This window comes from Vibrio sp. Vb0888 (assembly GCF_033338835.1).
In the GTDB taxonomy this organism is placed as follows: domain Bacteria; phylum Pseudomonadota; class Gammaproteobacteria; order Enterobacterales; family Vibrionaceae; genus Vibrio; species Vibrio alginolyticus.
On sequence record NZ_JAWOTL010000007.1, the window covers coordinates 101,210 to 115,845 of the forward strand.

13 protein-coding genes are annotated in these 14,636 nt (G+C 45.5%); 12 read left to right on the forward strand and 1 reads right to left on the reverse strand.

Annotated features, from left to right (window positions below):
* The first annotated feature begins 20 nt into the window (after positions 1-20).
* The 6 genes from ppiC to R7P72_RS12270 all read left to right on the forward strand — a co-directional run bounded on the left by ppiC (position 21) and on the right by R7P72_RS12270 (position 7,076).
* On the forward strand, positions 21-362 hold the full coding sequence (gene ppiC / locus R7P72_RS12245) for a peptidylprolyl isomerase PpiC (protein WP_080276970.1): 342 nt from the start codon (positions 21-23) through the stop codon (positions 360-362).
* Between the two features lie 343 nt (positions 363-705).
* Complete coding sequence (locus tag R7P72_RS12250) at positions 706-2,010, forward strand: MATE family efflux transporter (RefSeq protein ID WP_005375345.1); 1,305 nt, start codon at positions 706-708, stop codon at positions 2,008-2,010.
* A gap of 172 nt (positions 2,011-2,182) precedes the next feature.
* The gene (locus R7P72_RS12255; protein WP_005375347.1) at positions 2,183-2,944 is read left to right on the forward strand and encodes an ATP-binding cassette domain-containing protein; all 762 of its coding nucleotides are present in this window, start codon (positions 2,183-2,185) and stop codon (positions 2,942-2,944) included.
* A 20-nt stretch (positions 2,945-2,964) separates the two neighbouring features.
* Positions 2,965-3,813: an ABC transporter ATP-binding protein gene (locus R7P72_RS12260; protein WP_005375349.1), complete on the forward strand. Its 849-nt coding sequence runs from the start codon at positions 2,965-2,967 to the stop codon at positions 3,811-3,813.
* Positions 3,803-5,317, forward strand: a complete 1,515-nt coding sequence (locus R7P72_RS12265) for an ABC transporter substrate-binding protein (protein WP_005375350.1) — start codon at positions 3,803-3,805, stop codon at positions 5,315-5,317. The genes R7P72_RS12260 and R7P72_RS12265 overlap by 11 nt, the downstream gene beginning before the upstream one ends.
* Positions 5,318-5,321: 4 nt before the next feature.
* Complete coding sequence (locus tag R7P72_RS12270) at positions 5,322-7,076, forward strand: ABC transporter permease subunit (protein ID WP_005375352.1); 1,755 nt, start codon at positions 5,322-5,324, stop codon at positions 7,074-7,076.
* A gap of 178 nt (positions 7,077-7,254) precedes the next feature.
* Here the strand turns inward: R7P72_RS12270 and R7P72_RS12275 are convergent, their stop codons facing one another.
* Positions 7,255-8,013, reverse strand: a complete 759-nt coding sequence (locus R7P72_RS12275; protein WP_005375354.1) for a DeoR/GlpR family DNA-binding transcription regulator — start codon at positions 8,011-8,013, stop codon at positions 7,255-7,257.
* Between the two features lie 274 nt (positions 8,014-8,287).
* On the opposite strand from R7P72_RS12275, the gene ltnD reads away from it, so the two are divergent.
* From ltnD to R7P72_RS12305, 6 genes are all read left to right on the forward strand, one after another.
* The gene (ltnD, locus tag R7P72_RS12280; protein ID WP_005375356.1) at positions 8,288-9,196 is read left to right on the forward strand and encodes an L-threonate dehydrogenase; all 909 of its coding nucleotides are present in this window, start codon (positions 8,288-8,290) and stop codon (positions 9,194-9,196) included.
* Positions 9,197-9,221: 25 nt separating this feature from the next.
* The gene (gene otnK, locus R7P72_RS12285; protein WP_005375358.1) at positions 9,222-10,478 is read left to right on the forward strand and encodes a 3-oxo-tetronate kinase; all 1,257 of its coding nucleotides are present in this window, start codon (positions 9,222-9,224) and stop codon (positions 10,476-10,478) included.
* A gap of 11 nt (positions 10,479-10,489) precedes the next feature.
* Positions 10,490-11,137 (forward strand): aldolase, encoded by a 648-nt coding sequence (locus R7P72_RS12290; RefSeq protein WP_005385078.1) that lies wholly within the window; start codon positions 10,490-10,492, stop codon positions 11,135-11,137.
* Positions 11,137-11,913 carry a 2-oxo-tetronate isomerase gene (gene otnI / locus R7P72_RS12295; RefSeq protein WP_047101720.1) on the forward strand — a complete coding sequence of 259 codons (777 nt, stop codon included), beginning with the start codon at positions 11,137-11,139 and terminating at the stop codon, positions 11,911-11,913. The genes R7P72_RS12290 and otnI overlap by 1 nt, the downstream gene beginning before the upstream one ends.
* Positions 11,914-11,974: 61 nt before the next feature.
* Positions 11,975-12,934 (forward strand): D-erythronate dehydrogenase, encoded by a 960-nt coding sequence (denD, locus tag R7P72_RS12300; RefSeq protein WP_085569322.1) that lies wholly within the window; start codon positions 11,975-11,977, stop codon positions 12,932-12,934.
* Complete coding sequence (locus R7P72_RS12305; RefSeq protein ID WP_213906918.1) at positions 12,934-14,427, forward strand: GntP family permease; 1,494 nt, start codon at positions 12,934-12,936, stop codon at positions 14,425-14,427. The genes denD and R7P72_RS12305 overlap by 1 nt, the downstream gene beginning before the upstream one ends.
* The last annotated feature ends 209 nt before the right edge of the window (positions 14,428-14,636 follow it).

Below are 14,636 nucleotides of genomic sequence, written 5' to 3' on the forward strand. Positions count from 1 at the left end.
CGCTGAGCTATTATTAAGAAATGTTTGGTCTGTTAAAAAGGATTGGGTACACTTGCGCGACCAGAATAGTGAGAGATAGATCAATGGCAAATACAGCAGCCGCATTACATATTCTTGTGAAGCACAAAGAGCAAGCGGAAGACATAATCAAGCAACTGAAAAAAGGCGCAAAGTTTCAGACATTAGCGAAGAAGTATTCAACTTGCCCGTCAGGCAAACGCGGTGGTGACCTTGGTGAATTCCGCCGTGGTCAAATGGTACCTCAATTCGACAAAGTGTGCTTTTCTGGCGAAGTGTTAACGCCGCATCTAGTTAAAACCAAGTTCGGTTGGCATGTTGTAAAGGTGCTTTACAGAACATAAGGCTTGGTATCGACCTAAACATTGTCAGATGAAACCCACAAGCATTAAATATCATCTGTACGGTCTCTTTTCACCAATCACTACCGTTATGACATGGCAGATACATTCTGATCTGCCATGCTCAACCAAACGCTAATCTTTCCAAACTAGAAACTCATTTATATGCAGTTAACTTGGCTTTTCTCATAAGTCGTTATCCTATTTCAAGCTTTGGTATGAGAATACGTTGGCTGGTTGTATCAATTATCAATGCTATTCCTTGCTGGTGAACTTTGGTTCATGTTCGGGCGCCATTCGCATATGATAGCGACCTTATAAAAATTAATCTTGTTCATAATTTAAGATGTCCCTGACTCATAAAGACTATTTTAAAATCGCATTTCCTTTCATCGTTTCTACGGTAACCCAACCATTATTGGGGGCGGTGGACACCGCGGTGATCGGTAAACTCGGTGTGGCTGAGATGATTGGTGGTGTAGCGATCGGCACCGTCATCATGAATACCTTGTATTGGCTGTTTGGCTTCTTCCGCGTCAGTACTACCGGGCAAAGTGCAATCGCATTAGGTAAAAATAGCCCAGAAGATCAAGCGAGCAGCTTATTCCGTCCTTTCGTGCTTTCGCTCTGCCTTGGCTTGATTTTCATTGCGTTGCAGTCCGTGATTTGGATGGGGGCAGAGCTGATTATCTCCCCTGATGCAGTCGTGGCAGAAAACGCTAAGACTTACTTCGATATCATGATCTTTGGTGCGCCGTTTGTACTGCTGAACTACACCGTGATTGGTTGGTTGATGGGACAGGCGAAAGCCAAAGAAACCTTGTTCACGCAAGTGTTTGGTAACGTGCTGAACATCGTGCTGGATATCGTCTTTGTGTTGTACTTCGATATGGGCATTGCTGGCGTTGCGGTAGCGACACTTATCGCGCAAATTTCGACGTTTGTTATTGGTGCGGTGCTGGTGTTGAAAACCTGTCGCTTCCCGCTGTTTGATTACATTCAGACCGCGAAAATGACGCGTAAAGATCTCAAAGTTATCGCGTCTTCCAATATGGATCTGCTGCTTCGCACTGTGTGTCTATTGGTGTTCTTCAACATGATGGCGCGTGTAGGCTCTCAGCTTGGTTCTGATGTGCTTGCTGCGAACGCAATCTTGATGCAAGTGACCTTTATCGTCAGCTACATGTTCGATGGTGTGGCGAATGCGTCGAGCGTCTTCGCAGGTAAAGCCGTAGGCCAGAAGAATCCGACATTGCTTGATAACGTGATTAAGCTAAACACGCAATGGACCGCGGCGTTCGTTGTTGTCTTGACCTTGCTGTTAGTGCTGTTCAAACATCAAGTGGTGTCGTTATTTACCACTTTGCCAAACCTTGTTGAGCTGTATCTAGACATGAGCCCTTGGTTATTGGCATTTCCGTTGGTTGCTGGTTTTGGTCTTACGTTTTACGGCATCTTTACCGGTACAGGGACGACGCGACCAGTGCGTAACTCTACCTTTCTAACCATGGTGTTGTTCTTAGTGACCCAATTTATTGCGGTGCAATATTGGGGCAATCACGGTTTGTGGCTGGCATTCACTTTGTTCTACGTTGGGCGTTTTGTCTTCTTGTTCCCATACCTCGGTCAAGTTAAACAAAAGTGTCTTTAATTCACACTGTCACAAACGACCTAATTTAGATGTTCTTATGACAAGGGTGGAGCCATCTGCCCTTGCTGATAAATCTGAAAAAGGTGATGAAATAACCTTTCCGACTGGTTTCCTTGCTTTAACCCGCATGATATTATTTGTGATGTTATATTATTACATTTAGTTTGATGCCGTGATTTCTCAACCAATACTCTCCGTTAATAATCTCAGCCTTACAGACTCAGAACGCACACTCTTCAAAGACATTTCTTTTGAGCTGTTTCAAGGTGAAGCTCTTGCCATTATGGGACCTTCCGGCATTGGTAAATCCATGTTGTCGAAAGCCGTCGCAGGTTTTTTGCCGTCAGATATTTGGGTAGACGGAAGTATCCAGCTTAACAGCAGTGAAGTCGCACAAACTGCCATGCTGCAACGGAGTCAATCCCAGCGTCCCGCGGTCATTTTCCAAGATGCACTTAAAGCGCTGAATCCATTGGCGTCTGTCGAGCAACAACTGTGTTTGGCATTGACGGGCAACAAAACACGCTTGTCTTCAGCAAACCGAGAAACGGTGACGACCTTGTTGTCTCAACTCGGATTTGCAGATCCAAAAGCAGCATTGGCGCAGCATCCAAGCCAGTTATCTGGTGGTCAGCGCCAGCGTATTTGTATTGCGATTGCGTTGCTTGGTAGTGCCAACTTGATCATCGCTGATGAGCCCACCAGTGCGCTCGATCCAATCACCGAAGCGGAGATCCTTGAGTTGTTTCGCAGTAGTGTTCAGCAACGCAACATCAGTGGTTTGTTGATCACGCACGATCTATCTGCGGCTTTGGCGTGTGACAAAGTCTTGGTGATTGCGGACAACACCATGGTGGCTTATGGCGCACCTTGGCAAGCCATTCAGCAAAGTTCGCATCCTTTCTGCCAACAACTTGCGCAACTGCTGCCTTAACCTCATCTCTGGAGCCTATTTTGACTAAGCACAACTTGAGCGGGCACACGCAGCCTAAATCGGCGGAAGTTCGCTTTGAGCAAGCCAGTGTTCACTATTACTCCAAACCAAGTTGGTTGGGGGGCAAACCGTTTAAAGCGCTCGAACAATTGGATCTTTCCATCGACACAAAGAACATTGCGATTGTTGGTCCTTCTGGTGCGGGTAAATCGACTTTGATTGAGCTTCTGTTTGGTCTTCGTAAACCCACATCTGGTGAAGTGTATGTGTGTGGCTATCCGCTATCGCGTAGCTCGGCTAAGCAGCGCCAAGAGTTGTGCCAGCACATTCAATTGATTCCGCAAGAGCCGCAATCGAGCTTGAATCCTTATTACGCCGTTCGCCAGATCTTACTGGAGCCGCTAAGCAACATTGGTTTGACACAAGAGCTCAATGAGAAGGTGGAAAAGGTGTTGGCGGATGTCGGTTTGGATCTCACATTGTTGGATCGTAACCCGCAGCAATTATCAGTTGGGCAAGCCCAACGTGTGGCTATCGCCAGAGCTTTGATTGTTGAGCCTTGCGTATTGGTTGCCGATGAGCCAACCAGCAGCTTAGACCCCGTCAGTCGTAAACAGATTCTCGACTTGTTGGCAGGCATTCAAAAGAGTCGTCAGATGCGCCTGATTTTGGTGACACATGACCTCGATGCGGCACAAACCCTATGCGATGAAATCCTAGTGTTAGACAAAGGACGCGTTGTCGAACACGGCACGGCACAAAACGTGACAAATAACCCATCGCACTTGATCACGAGAGCCTTGATGAGCGCTCAACACAAAAGTAATGAATTCACAAAAACCATTGGAGAGGTTTCTTATGCACCTTAGTACTCCCAAGTTAGCTTTGTCGCTGGCTTTAAGCGCACTACTGACGGGTTGTTTTGACTCTGGCGAAAGTAAGCCAGATGCGGAAAAAGCAGCGGCACCGCAAGCAACGAAAATTCGCGTTGCCATGATGCAGCCACCACGCACAGGTTTGTCGCCACTTTCAGATGACGCGTTCAAACTGTCACGTTGGAGCACGGCAGAAACGCTAGTGAACCTAAACGATCAGTCGGTAGCAGAGCCTATGCTGGCAACGGAGTGGGAACAAGTTGACCCGATGACGTGGCAATTTACGGTACGTAAGGGCGTGAAATTCCACGATGGTTCTGACCTTGATGCCAACGCGGTTGTGAACTCTCTACAAAAAGCATTAGATGCCGCACCAAAACCACGCATTTTGGATGGTATCGAATGGCAAGTTAGCGCATTGGACGACTTCACTGTTGAAATCAAAACGACCTTTAACGATCCATTGTTGCCAAGTCGTCTATCTAGTCCACAGTTAGCGATCCTTTCTGGTGCTGCATACCAAGAAAACGGTCGTGTTGTGCCAATCAATGCGGGTACGGGCCCATTCGTTCTGACAGAAATCAACGGGACAACCAGCGCTAAATTGAAGCGTTTTGATGGTTACTGGGGTGAAAAAGCGAAAGTAGATAGCATTTTTGCGGAATACGTACCAAACGGTTTTGCTCGTGCTGCAGCGCTGCGTACCGGTGAGGCGGATGTCGTTGAAGCGGTTCCTGTATCGCAAATCGCGATGATGGAATCTTCACAGCTGCACGAAGTCGCAATGCCGCGTACCAACACGCTTTACCTAAACAATAAATCAGACGTGTTTGGCCAGTTCGGTTTGCGTAAAGCTGCAGCTCAAGCGGTTAACCGTGAGCAAATCATCAAAACGGTTTACGAGAACCACGCCGATTCAGCGAAAGGTCTGTTAGGTCCAGCATTGGCATGGGCTCAACCAATTCGTGATGCGAACCCTCGTATGGAAACCATGGAAATGCGCCACGCGAACGGTGAGAAGATCACCATCGGTACATTTACCGACCGTGCTGAGTTGCCAGAAGTAGCGGTGCTGCTAAAGCAACAACTTGAAGCGGCTGGCTTTGTGGTTGAGCTAGACGTTCGTGAATACGCACAAATCGAAAACGATGCACTAGCAGGTAAGTTCGATGCGTTCTTGTTGTCACGTGCAACGGTGCTGGATTCTGGTGACCCAGTGGCGTACATGCAAAGTGACTTTAGCTGTAAAGGTTCTTACAACCTAGGTCAGTTCTGCTCTGAAGAAGTGGACGCAGCATTGAAACACGCTGATCGTCAGCCTTTGGGTGAGAAACGCCAACAAGCGATCATCGAAGCAGAAAGCAAAATCCTTGAGCAATACGCTGTGATTCCACTGCTTCACGAGCGTGTAATCCAAGGTGAGAGTGACCGCGTGAAGAATGCACAACGTGACCCACGTGAGCGTCGCCTGATCGACCAGTTTACTGAGGTGAACTAACTCGATGTCGTCTGTTGCCAACATGCGCTCTCGTTGGAGCGCTTGTATGCCTGAATGGTTTACGCGTTTTTTGTCGCGCTTCCTGTCACTCGGGGTAGTGGTTGTGCTGGTGGGTTTGATGCCGGATATTGCAGGTATCGACCCAAGCCAATCAATCCTCCGTGCTCGTGCGGGTGCTCAACAATTGCTGACGGCAGAAGCTCTGCAAGCCATTCGAGAGGATCTTCAACTTGACCGCAGCGCTGCTGAGCGATTGTGGGATTGGTTGACGCTTGCCATGCAAGGAGACTTAGGTGTCTCTTGGGTGAGCGGCGCATCCGTGATGGAGAGCGTTCAACAAACCGCAAAAACGTCGTTACTACTGATGCTTACAGCGCTGGGCATGGCATTTGTAATGTGCATGGCGAGCGTGCTTTACACTGTGCGTCGTTGGCAACAGAATCGTTTAGACAAACATCATGACACGCTCAGTTCGGTGTTGGTTTCACTGCCGGAATACGTGATTGCTTCGCTGCTGATCATGGTGTTTTCCATTTGGTTGGGTTGGTTCCCACCTTATGGTTGGCAAGGCGTGCAAAACCTCTGGTTACCCAGTTTGGCAATGGCATTGCCTGCTGCTGGTTTGTTCGGTCGTTTGCTCAATGACAGCCTCAAGCGTGTATTAGATGAACCTTGGGTGATCACTTGGCTATCGGCGAACGTCAGTAAGTTTCAAATCTTACGCTTTGCCTTGTGGCGTGCCGTTAGTAACTTGATTCCTCAAATCGCAATGACGGTGATTGGTTTAACCGGCGGTGCGGTTGCTGTGGAACAGGTGTTTTCCATTCCGGGTATTGGACGATTGATCTTAGGTGCAGCGAAGTCACAAGATCTGCCGATGCTGCAAGGTGGCTTGTTGGTGTTGCTGGTGTTCTCGATGTTGATCAGCAGTGCGAGCATCTTATTGCAACGCTGGTTACTCGGGCACAGTGTCACAAGTGGCAAGCTGATCAGCAGTCACAGCACGTTCCGTTTTACCCAAAGCACCACCAAACGCATCGTCAGTGCCATAATCTTTGCCTTGCTGATTGGTTGTGCGGGATGGGCGTTAATGCGCGATCCTTACACCATCCAATTTACCCGCCTTGAATCGCCAAGCTTGGCTGCCCCGTTTGGTGCCGATGCGGTCGGGCGAGATCTGCTTGCTCGCGTTGGTGGCGGTATGATGTCGACAATCAAAATGGGCATCATCGCGACGTTCCTAAGTTTGGTGATTGGTTTGCTGCTCGGCTTCGTGACTCGTTATAGCCAAGGCTTAATTGAGATCACCAAAGGTGTGCCATACATCGTGGCGGGTCTACTGATTGCTGGTCTAACGGGGATGAACCCAAACAGTGCCTTGATTGCGATTGTTATGGTGTCATGGGCACCATTAGCGGCGCACTGTGCGAGCTTGTTGATGGAAGCCAAAGCGCAGCCATATACGCATCTTGCGCCCATTTGGGGAACCAGTCAGTGGCGAGTACTCCGTTACTACTTGTTGCCTTATGTGCTGCCGCCATTGATTCGTCATGCGTTTCTGCGTTTGCCTTACATTACGCTTAGCCTGACGTCTCTGAGTTTTATCGGACTTGGCGTTAAGCCGCCCGAACCTGAGTGGGGCTTATTGATTGCTGAAAACTTGCCTTACATAGAGCGCTCACCATTGGGTGTCTTGCTGCCAATCTTAGGCTTAGTTTTGATGGCAATTGCGGTGAATTTGATTTTTGATGACAAGTGACGAGCAGCGATAAAGCGAAGTGAGCTTCCATATCCCAGATGTAATCAGTAATTTGGTAATTTAGAAAACAAAAGGATGTGTTTTCTGCCAGAAAGTACACAGCACGGTCTATGTATATTGGAAGCACCTATAAATTAACGAGTATAAAAGTTACGCGAACTCAGATATTTAGGTAGTGTTACTCTTTATACACACGTAATCCTTTATCCGTTAATTCTTGAGTGACCACTTCGGATAGGTTTCGATCGGTAATAATTCCGTCCAATTGCTCGATGTCTAATGCATGAAAGCTCGCTATCTGACCGTATTTAGTTGAGTCTGAGATCAGATAATTGGTTTGTGCCGCCTTGATGATTGCTTTTTTAACGAGAACTTTATTTTCATTAGGTGTTGATAAGCCTTTCAAGCTCCAAGATGAAGTCGAAATAAAGGCGATATCAATATTTAGCCCATTCAAGAACTCTGCGACTTTTCCTCCAATGGTGGATTGGTTCTCGCGGTCAATTTTTCCCCCAGTGTGGTAAAGCTCACATTCACTGTGCGTCATAAGGAAAGCAGCAATAGAGAAGTCATTGGTGATCACTAAAAGATCATTACGATTTGCTATTTGATGGGCGATTTCTAGAGAGGTTGTTCCCGCATCCAAGTAAATCGTAGCGTCTTGACCAATTAACGTAGCCGCCAGCTTACCAATTTGAATTTTTTCATCCGCTTGTTGCTCGACCTTCGCATCATGGGAAAGTTCGGAATGTAGAGCTTGAGCGAGTTGCACTCCACCAGAAACAGAAACGACTTTACCTGAGGATTCAAGCTTCACGATATCACGACGAATGGTCATATGTGATACGCCAAGGTGGTCGGTTAAATCTGAAATGCTTAACACTTCTTGATGTGATAACAGGGATAATATGGTTCTTTGACGTTCTGCTGGGATCATAGTTTCACTTCTATATTCTTGTTTTTCAGTATCCTACCAATCTTTTCATTTGTTGTGAATATCTGTGAATTATGTTCTCAACGTTGTAAGAACAGCCTTCGCTTGTGTTAACTGCTCGGAATATCTCTGCCCATAAAGAGGTATATATCACGACATTGTTAATTTGTGTGAAAAAATGTGATTCAAAGCGAGGTCTTAGTATTAATCTTCACATATAATCACATCAACCAAACAAGAATTAACAAAGTTTAATAGACCAGAAGGCATTGTTTTTATGAGTGAAGTTCAATCTGTAGGTGTTATCGGTTTAGGCTCTATGGGAATGGGCGCCGCAAAGTCATGTGTGCGTGCAGGCCTAGATGTCTATGGTTTCGATTTAAATTCTCAAGCGCTTGAAGAGTTAGGTTCATTCGGTGCAAAAGCTGTTTCTACAAATGCAGTTGAGTTTGCAGATAAGCTTGATTCGGTTCTAGTTCTTGTTGTGAACGCAGCTCAAGTTAACACGGTCTTGTTCAAAACCGGTCTTGCTACAGCGCTTAAGCCGAATACGCCAGTAATGGTTTCAGCAACCATCTCAGCAGAAGACGCAAAACAAATTGAAGCGAAATTGGCAGAACACAATCTTGTGATGCTTGATGCACCGGTATCTGGTGGTGCTGCAAAAGCAGAATTAGGTGAGATGACTATTATGGCGTCGGGAGCGCAAAGCACATTTGATGCACTTGAACCAGTACTCAACGCAACGGCAGCTAAAGTCTACAACATCGGTGAAGCGATTGGCCTAGGCGCAACTGTGAAGATTATCCACCAATTGCTAGCAGGTGTTCATATCGCAGCTGGTGCTGAAGCAATGGCATTAGCGGCACGTGCAAACATTCCTCTTGACCTGATGTACGACGTGGTGACGAATGCAGCGGGTAACTCTTGGATGTTTGAGAACCGCATGAAGCATGTAGTTGATGGTGATTACTCCCCTAAATCTATGGTCGACATCTTTGTGAAAGATTTAAACCTCGTATCGGACACAGCAAAAGATCTCAAATTTCCACTTCCTCTATCAAGCACAGCACTAAACATGTTTTTGAGTGCAAGCAATGCTGGTTTTGGCCAGGAGGACGACAGTGCCGTTATCAAGATTTTTGATGGTATTGAGCTTCCAGGTGTAGAAAACAAACAGAAATAAGCGCACGTAAAACGGAGAAAAAATGATGTTATTAGGCGTTATCGCAGACGACTTTACTGGCGCAACAGACATCGCAGGTTTTCTTGTAGAAAACGGCATGCGCACAGTTCAGCTTAACGGTATTCCAAAAGAAGAGATTGATGTAAACGCAGATGCGGTCGTGATCAGTCTTAAATCTCGCTCTTGTCCTGTAGATGAGGCAATCGAGGATTCAGTAGCGGCGCTTAAGTGGCTGCAAGCAAATGGCTGTCAGCAGTTTTACTTCAAGTACTGCTCAACGTTTGACAGCACAGCAGAAGGTAACATTGGTCCTGTAACGGATGCACTGCTTGCAGAGCTAGGTGAAGCGTTCACCATTGTATGCCCATCATTACCAGTGAATGGTCGCACAGTTTACAACGGCCATCTATTTGTATTCCAAGACTTGCTAAGCGACTCAGGTATGCGTAATCACCCTGTGACACCAATGACTGATTCAAGCCTAGTTCGTATGATGGATGCTCAATCTCAAGGCAAATCTGGCCTGGTGAACTTCCAAATAATTGAACAAGGTCCAAAAGCGGTAATTGGGCGCTTTGAAGAGCTAAAAGTACAAGGCAACCGCTATGCAGTGGTTGATGCATTCAATGCAGAGCATCTTGTCACACTTGGTCAAGCGGCGAAGTCTCTAAAACTGGTAACTGGTGGTTCTGGTTTGGCTGCGGGTATTGCTAAGAACTGGATAGAGAACCTTGAAGATCAAAGTGATGCGAAGCAAGAGGGGAACCCTAAAAAGGCACCAACCGTTGTGTTATCTGGATCTTGTTCTGTCATGACCAACCAACAGGTCGCTGTTTACAAAGAAAAAGCGCCACACTTTGCTATTGATGTGAAGGCGTGTCTGACGGAAGAAGATTACTTAAATCAAGTGTTTGATTGGGTCATGACCAACATCGAAAGCGAGTTCGCACCACTGGTTTACGCAACCGCAGATGCAGCGGCGTTAAAAGCGATTCAACAAGAGTTTGGCGCGCATGCTTCAAGTCACGCGGTTGAACAATTCTTTAGCCAACTTGCAGTTAAACTTCAGCAGAACGGTGTGAAAAATTTCATCGTTGCGGGTGGGGAAACCTCAGGGGTTGTAACCCAAAGCCTAGCCGTAAAAGGTTTTCATATCGGTCCTCAAATCGCACCAGGTGTACCTTGGGTGAAGTCACTTGAAGGCGAGCTTTCTTTGGCTCTGAAATCGGGCAACTTCGGCGATGAACACTTCTTTGCCAAAGCACAGTCGTTTTTTGAATAGGTGAGGTTGTGATGAATAAAGAATTGATGACAGAACAACAACTGCGAGAGCAAATGGTCACTATGGCGCGCTCTATGTTTGAACGTGGCTATGCGACTGGCGGCGCTGGCAACCTTTCTCTAAAACTGCCTAATGGACACTTTCTGGCAACGCCAACTGGTTCTTCGTTCGGCCGCTTGATTGCTGAAGAGCTTTCGGTTGTGGATATTGATGGCAACCATATCTCTGGTGAAAAGCCATCAAAAGAAGTCGCTTTTCATCTGGCGATTTATCGAAATAACTCAAAGTGTAATGCGATTGTGCATCTGCATTCTACTTACTTGACGGCGCTTTCTTGTCTTGAAGGTCTAGATCGCGAGAATGCCATCAAAGCTTTTACACCTTACTTTGTAATGCGCATTGGCGAACTGCCAGTGATTCCGTACCTGCGCCCGGGCGACCCTCAGATTGCTGAAGAACTTGCGCAACGGGCTAGTGACTACCGAGCTTTCCTCCTGGCGAACCATGGTCCAGTGATCACGGGTACGGACTTTGAAGATGCAGTGGATAACGCAGAAGAGCTAGAAGAGACAGCGAAGCTAGCGTTCATTCTTAAAGACAGCAACATCCGCTACTTAACGGATACTGAGATTCAAGACCTAAAAGGGAGAGGTAAGTAATGGCTAAATTCGCAGCAAATCTGACAATGTTATTCACAGAAGTTCCTTTTCTAGATCGTTTCGAAAAAGCACACCAAGCGGGCTTCAAAGCGGTGGAATACCTTTTCCCATACGCATTCGAAGCGCAAGAACTAGCAAGCAAGATACAGCAGTTTGGTTTTGAGCAAGCGTTATTCAACATGCCTCCAGGTGATTGGGATGCAGGTGAACGAGGTTTTGCAGCTATTCCGGGGCGTGAGGATGAATTTAAAACGAGCGTCGAGACTGCGCTGATGTACGCCAAGGCACTGAACTGTAAAAAGGTTCACGCTATGTCTGGCATTGTTGATTCACGCTTCACTCGTGATCAGCATATTGAAACCTTTATCTCAAACATTCGTTATGCAGCGGATAAGTTTGCCGAACAAGGTGTTGAGCTGATGATTGAGCCACTCAACAATCGCGATGTACCGAACTACTTTGTTGCACATCAACGTGAAGCGGTGGAACTCATCAAACAAGTGGCTCGTCCAAACGTGAAATTGCAGCTCGATCTCTATCACGCACAAATTATGGACGGTGATCTGAGTACGTTGATTCGCGATGTGGCGCCATACACAGGCCATATTCAAATTGCTTCTGTGCCTGAAAGGCACGAACCATCGGAAGGCGAACTGAATTACCCACACCTATTCAATGTTTTGGATGACTCTGGTTACCAAGGCTGGATCGGTTGTGAATACAACCCAAGGCATAGCACGCAGCTGGGCCTTAGTTGGGTTAAACCATACCTATAACAATTTTAATTTCTATCCATAAATAACTTGAAACCAATTACAAAAACAAAGGGTCGTGACTATGAATATTATCATAACTGGAGGGGCGGGTTTTCTCGGAACCCTACTTGCCAAATCACTACTAAAAGAAAACAAAGCTGAAAGTATTACTATTGTCGACATTCAAAAGTCGCGCTTAGAGGGCATTGATGACCGAGTCGTTTCTTTAGTCATGGATATGACAAAGCGAGAAAATATAGACCAAGTTATTACTGCCGAAACGACACACATTTTTCATTTAGCGGCAATTGTATCGAGCCATGCTGAGCAAGATTTTGATTTAGGCGTAGCTGTAAATCTGACGACCACACAGTTATTGCTTGAGCGTTGCCGTAAAGTAAACCCTAATATTCGTTTTACGTTTGCTTCATCTTTAGCTGTATTTGGTGGTGATCTTCCGGAAACGATTACACCAATAACAGCACTTCATCCTCAGTCATCCTACGGGACGCAAAAAGCTATAGGTGAGTTATTGGTGAACGACTATGCCCGTAAAGGCTTTGTTAAAGCTGTATCCGTACGTTTACCGACTATTTGTATTCGCCCTGGGAAACCAAACCTTGCCGCTAGCTCTTTCGTAAGCGGAATTATTCGTGAGCCTTTGAATGCTCAAGAATCAAATTGTCCTGTAGACCCTACGCTAAAACTTTGGATATCGAGCCCGTCTAGAGTGGTTGACAATATTCAGTATGCAGGGCTAATGCCTTATGAGCAGTTAAATAATCTGTCCTATAGAACGCTTAATTTACCTGGAATTCAAACTACACCAGCTGAGATGATTCAAACAATGGACACTTTAGTGGGTAAGCAACTTTCTAATTATATTACCTATGAGCATGATGCGGGTATTGATCGTATTGTGAGTAGTTGGCCACAAAAAATTGATTGTACTAAAGAACTGGAGCTTGGATTTAAAGCAGACAGTAATTTCAAGGATGTATTACAACAATTTATTTCTGTTAACAATATGGAGATTGTCTAATGTTACCAACCTCAGTAATTGGACTAATAGTAGCCGTATCAGTCCTTGTTTTTCTTGTATTACGTACAAAAGTACATGTGTTAATTGCGATGTTAATTGCGGCATGTATCGCAGGTATTATTGGTGGGTTAAGTGTTGACGACACGATTGCGACCGTTAGCAAAGGATTTGGTGGAACATTAGGCGGTATAGGGATTGTCATCGGTCTCGGCGTTATGATGGGGGCTATTTTAGAGGCTTCTGGAGCAGGAGAAAGTATTGCCTATAATTTTATAAAGTGGTTAGGAAAAAAGAAAGAAGAGGCCGCTCTTGCTGTAACTGGCTATATTGTTAGCATCCCAATCTTTGTGGATAGCGCGCTTATCATTCTTTATCCAATTGCGAAGTCTTTGTCAAAAACGTCCAATCGCTCGATTTTAACGCTTACGGTTGCTCTGGCGGGCGGCTTGGTCGTAGCGCATCACGCTATTCCGCCGACTCCAGGACCTTTGGGCGTTGCTGGTATCTTTGGTGTCGATCTTGCCAGCATGTTAGGTTTTGGTTTGATGATCGCAGCGCCTTGTGTCATAGGTATTGTTTGGTATGCAAGATGGTTAGAAAAGCAGTTTCCTGAATTCATTCCAACCGAACATTTCTCGAAGTCTAGTGAGCAACTGATTAATGATCACAAAGAGTACATTGCAAGTAAAGAAGCGAAAGACCTACCATCTTTAAGTAAATCTATCGCTCCAATTATTATCCCAATTTTACTTATACTTGCGAAATCAGTGATGGGTTTATTAGAGGGGACTTTCGGTTTCGAAGGGCTGACTGTAACAACATTTGGTCAATTTATCGCTTTTATCGGCAGCCCTACTATTGCACTATCAATAGCGACGTTATTAGCGGTTTACACATTGGGTAATAACCTTACCAAAGAAGAAGCGAATGAAAAGATGGAACAAGGAATCTCCACTTGTGGCATCATTTTGTTAGTAACAGGAGCTGGTGGCGCGTTAGGTGCCGTATTGCGTGAAACGGGTGCGGGCGCAGAGATTGCTAACCAAGTTGCAGGGCTTCCTATTTCTGCGGTTATGATTCCATTTATTATTGCGACGTTAGTTCGTATTATTCAGGGCTCTGGTACAGTCTCCATGATAACCGCTGCTTCTATATCTGCCCCAGTTTTAGTAAATATTCCTGACGTTAACCTTTTATTCGCAGCGACGGCAGCTACGATGGGATCTCTATTTGCTGGCTACTTTAATGACTCGCTATTCCATATTGTTAATCGATTAATGGGGGTGACTGAGGTTAAGAAACAACTCATTATTTGGACTATTCCAACAACAATTGCTTGGGCTATTGGTGGTTCATTAGTCATGATTCTTAACTTATTCTTCGGATCTCATGGTTCAATCTTTGATCCTGTGTTACCACTTGCTGTACTTTTGGGGTGTGTTGCATTTACAAAATCTTACAGCGCTAAGCACGTCGAATTACAAGAGGTATAAAGGTTTACTTGTACTCTTCCATAAAGTAAAAACCTATCACAATATGTATTTTTATCAGATAGTTTAGAGTTTTTTAATAATATGAACGGCCCTATGTTTGGGCCGTTTTAGTTCTTATAAATAAACTATTTAACTTGAACCGATATAGGTTCCATTTTCAAATTAATCAATATGAAATGGAATTGTTATTTCCCGCTTAGTAAGCGATT

What these genes read in the sequence shown, in the direction of transcription:
- ppiC (WP_080276970.1), top strand. Translation starts at nt 21, where the DNA reads ATGTTTGGTCTGTTAAAAAGGATTGGGTACACTTGCGCGACCAGAATA.
- R7P72_RS12250 (WP_005375345.1), top strand. Translation starts at nt 706, where the DNA reads ATGTCCCTGACTCATAAAGACTATTTTAAAATCGCATTTCCTTTCATC.
- R7P72_RS12265 (WP_005375350.1), top strand. Translation starts at nt 3,803, where the DNA reads ATGCACCTTAGTACTCCCAAGTTAGCTTTGTCGCTGGCTTTAAGCGCA.
- R7P72_RS12270 (WP_005375352.1), top strand. Translation starts at nt 5,322, where the DNA reads ATGTCGTCTGTTGCCAACATGCGCTCTCGTTGGAGCGCTTGTATGCCT.
- R7P72_RS12275 (WP_005375354.1), bottom strand. Translation starts at nt 8,013, where the DNA reads ATGATCCCAGCAGAACGTCAAAGAACCATATTATCCCTGTTATCACAT.
- ltnD (WP_005375356.1), top strand. Translation starts at nt 8,288, where the DNA reads ATGAGTGAAGTTCAATCTGTAGGTGTTATCGGTTTAGGCTCTATGGGA.
- otnK (WP_005375358.1), top strand. Translation starts at nt 9,222, where the DNA reads ATGTTATTAGGCGTTATCGCAGACGACTTTACTGGCGCAACAGACATC.
- R7P72_RS12290 (WP_005385078.1), top strand. Translation starts at nt 10,490, where the DNA reads ATGAATAAAGAATTGATGACAGAACAACAACTGCGAGAGCAAATGGTC.
- otnI (WP_047101720.1), top strand. Translation starts at nt 11,137, where the DNA reads ATGGCTAAATTCGCAGCAAATCTGACAATGTTATTCACAGAAGTTCCT.
- denD (WP_085569322.1), top strand. Translation starts at nt 11,975, where the DNA reads ATGAATATTATCATAACTGGAGGGGCGGGTTTTCTCGGAACCCTACTT.
- R7P72_RS12305 (WP_213906918.1), top strand. Translation starts at nt 12,934, where the DNA reads ATGTTACCAACCTCAGTAATTGGACTAATAGTAGCCGTATCAGTCCTT.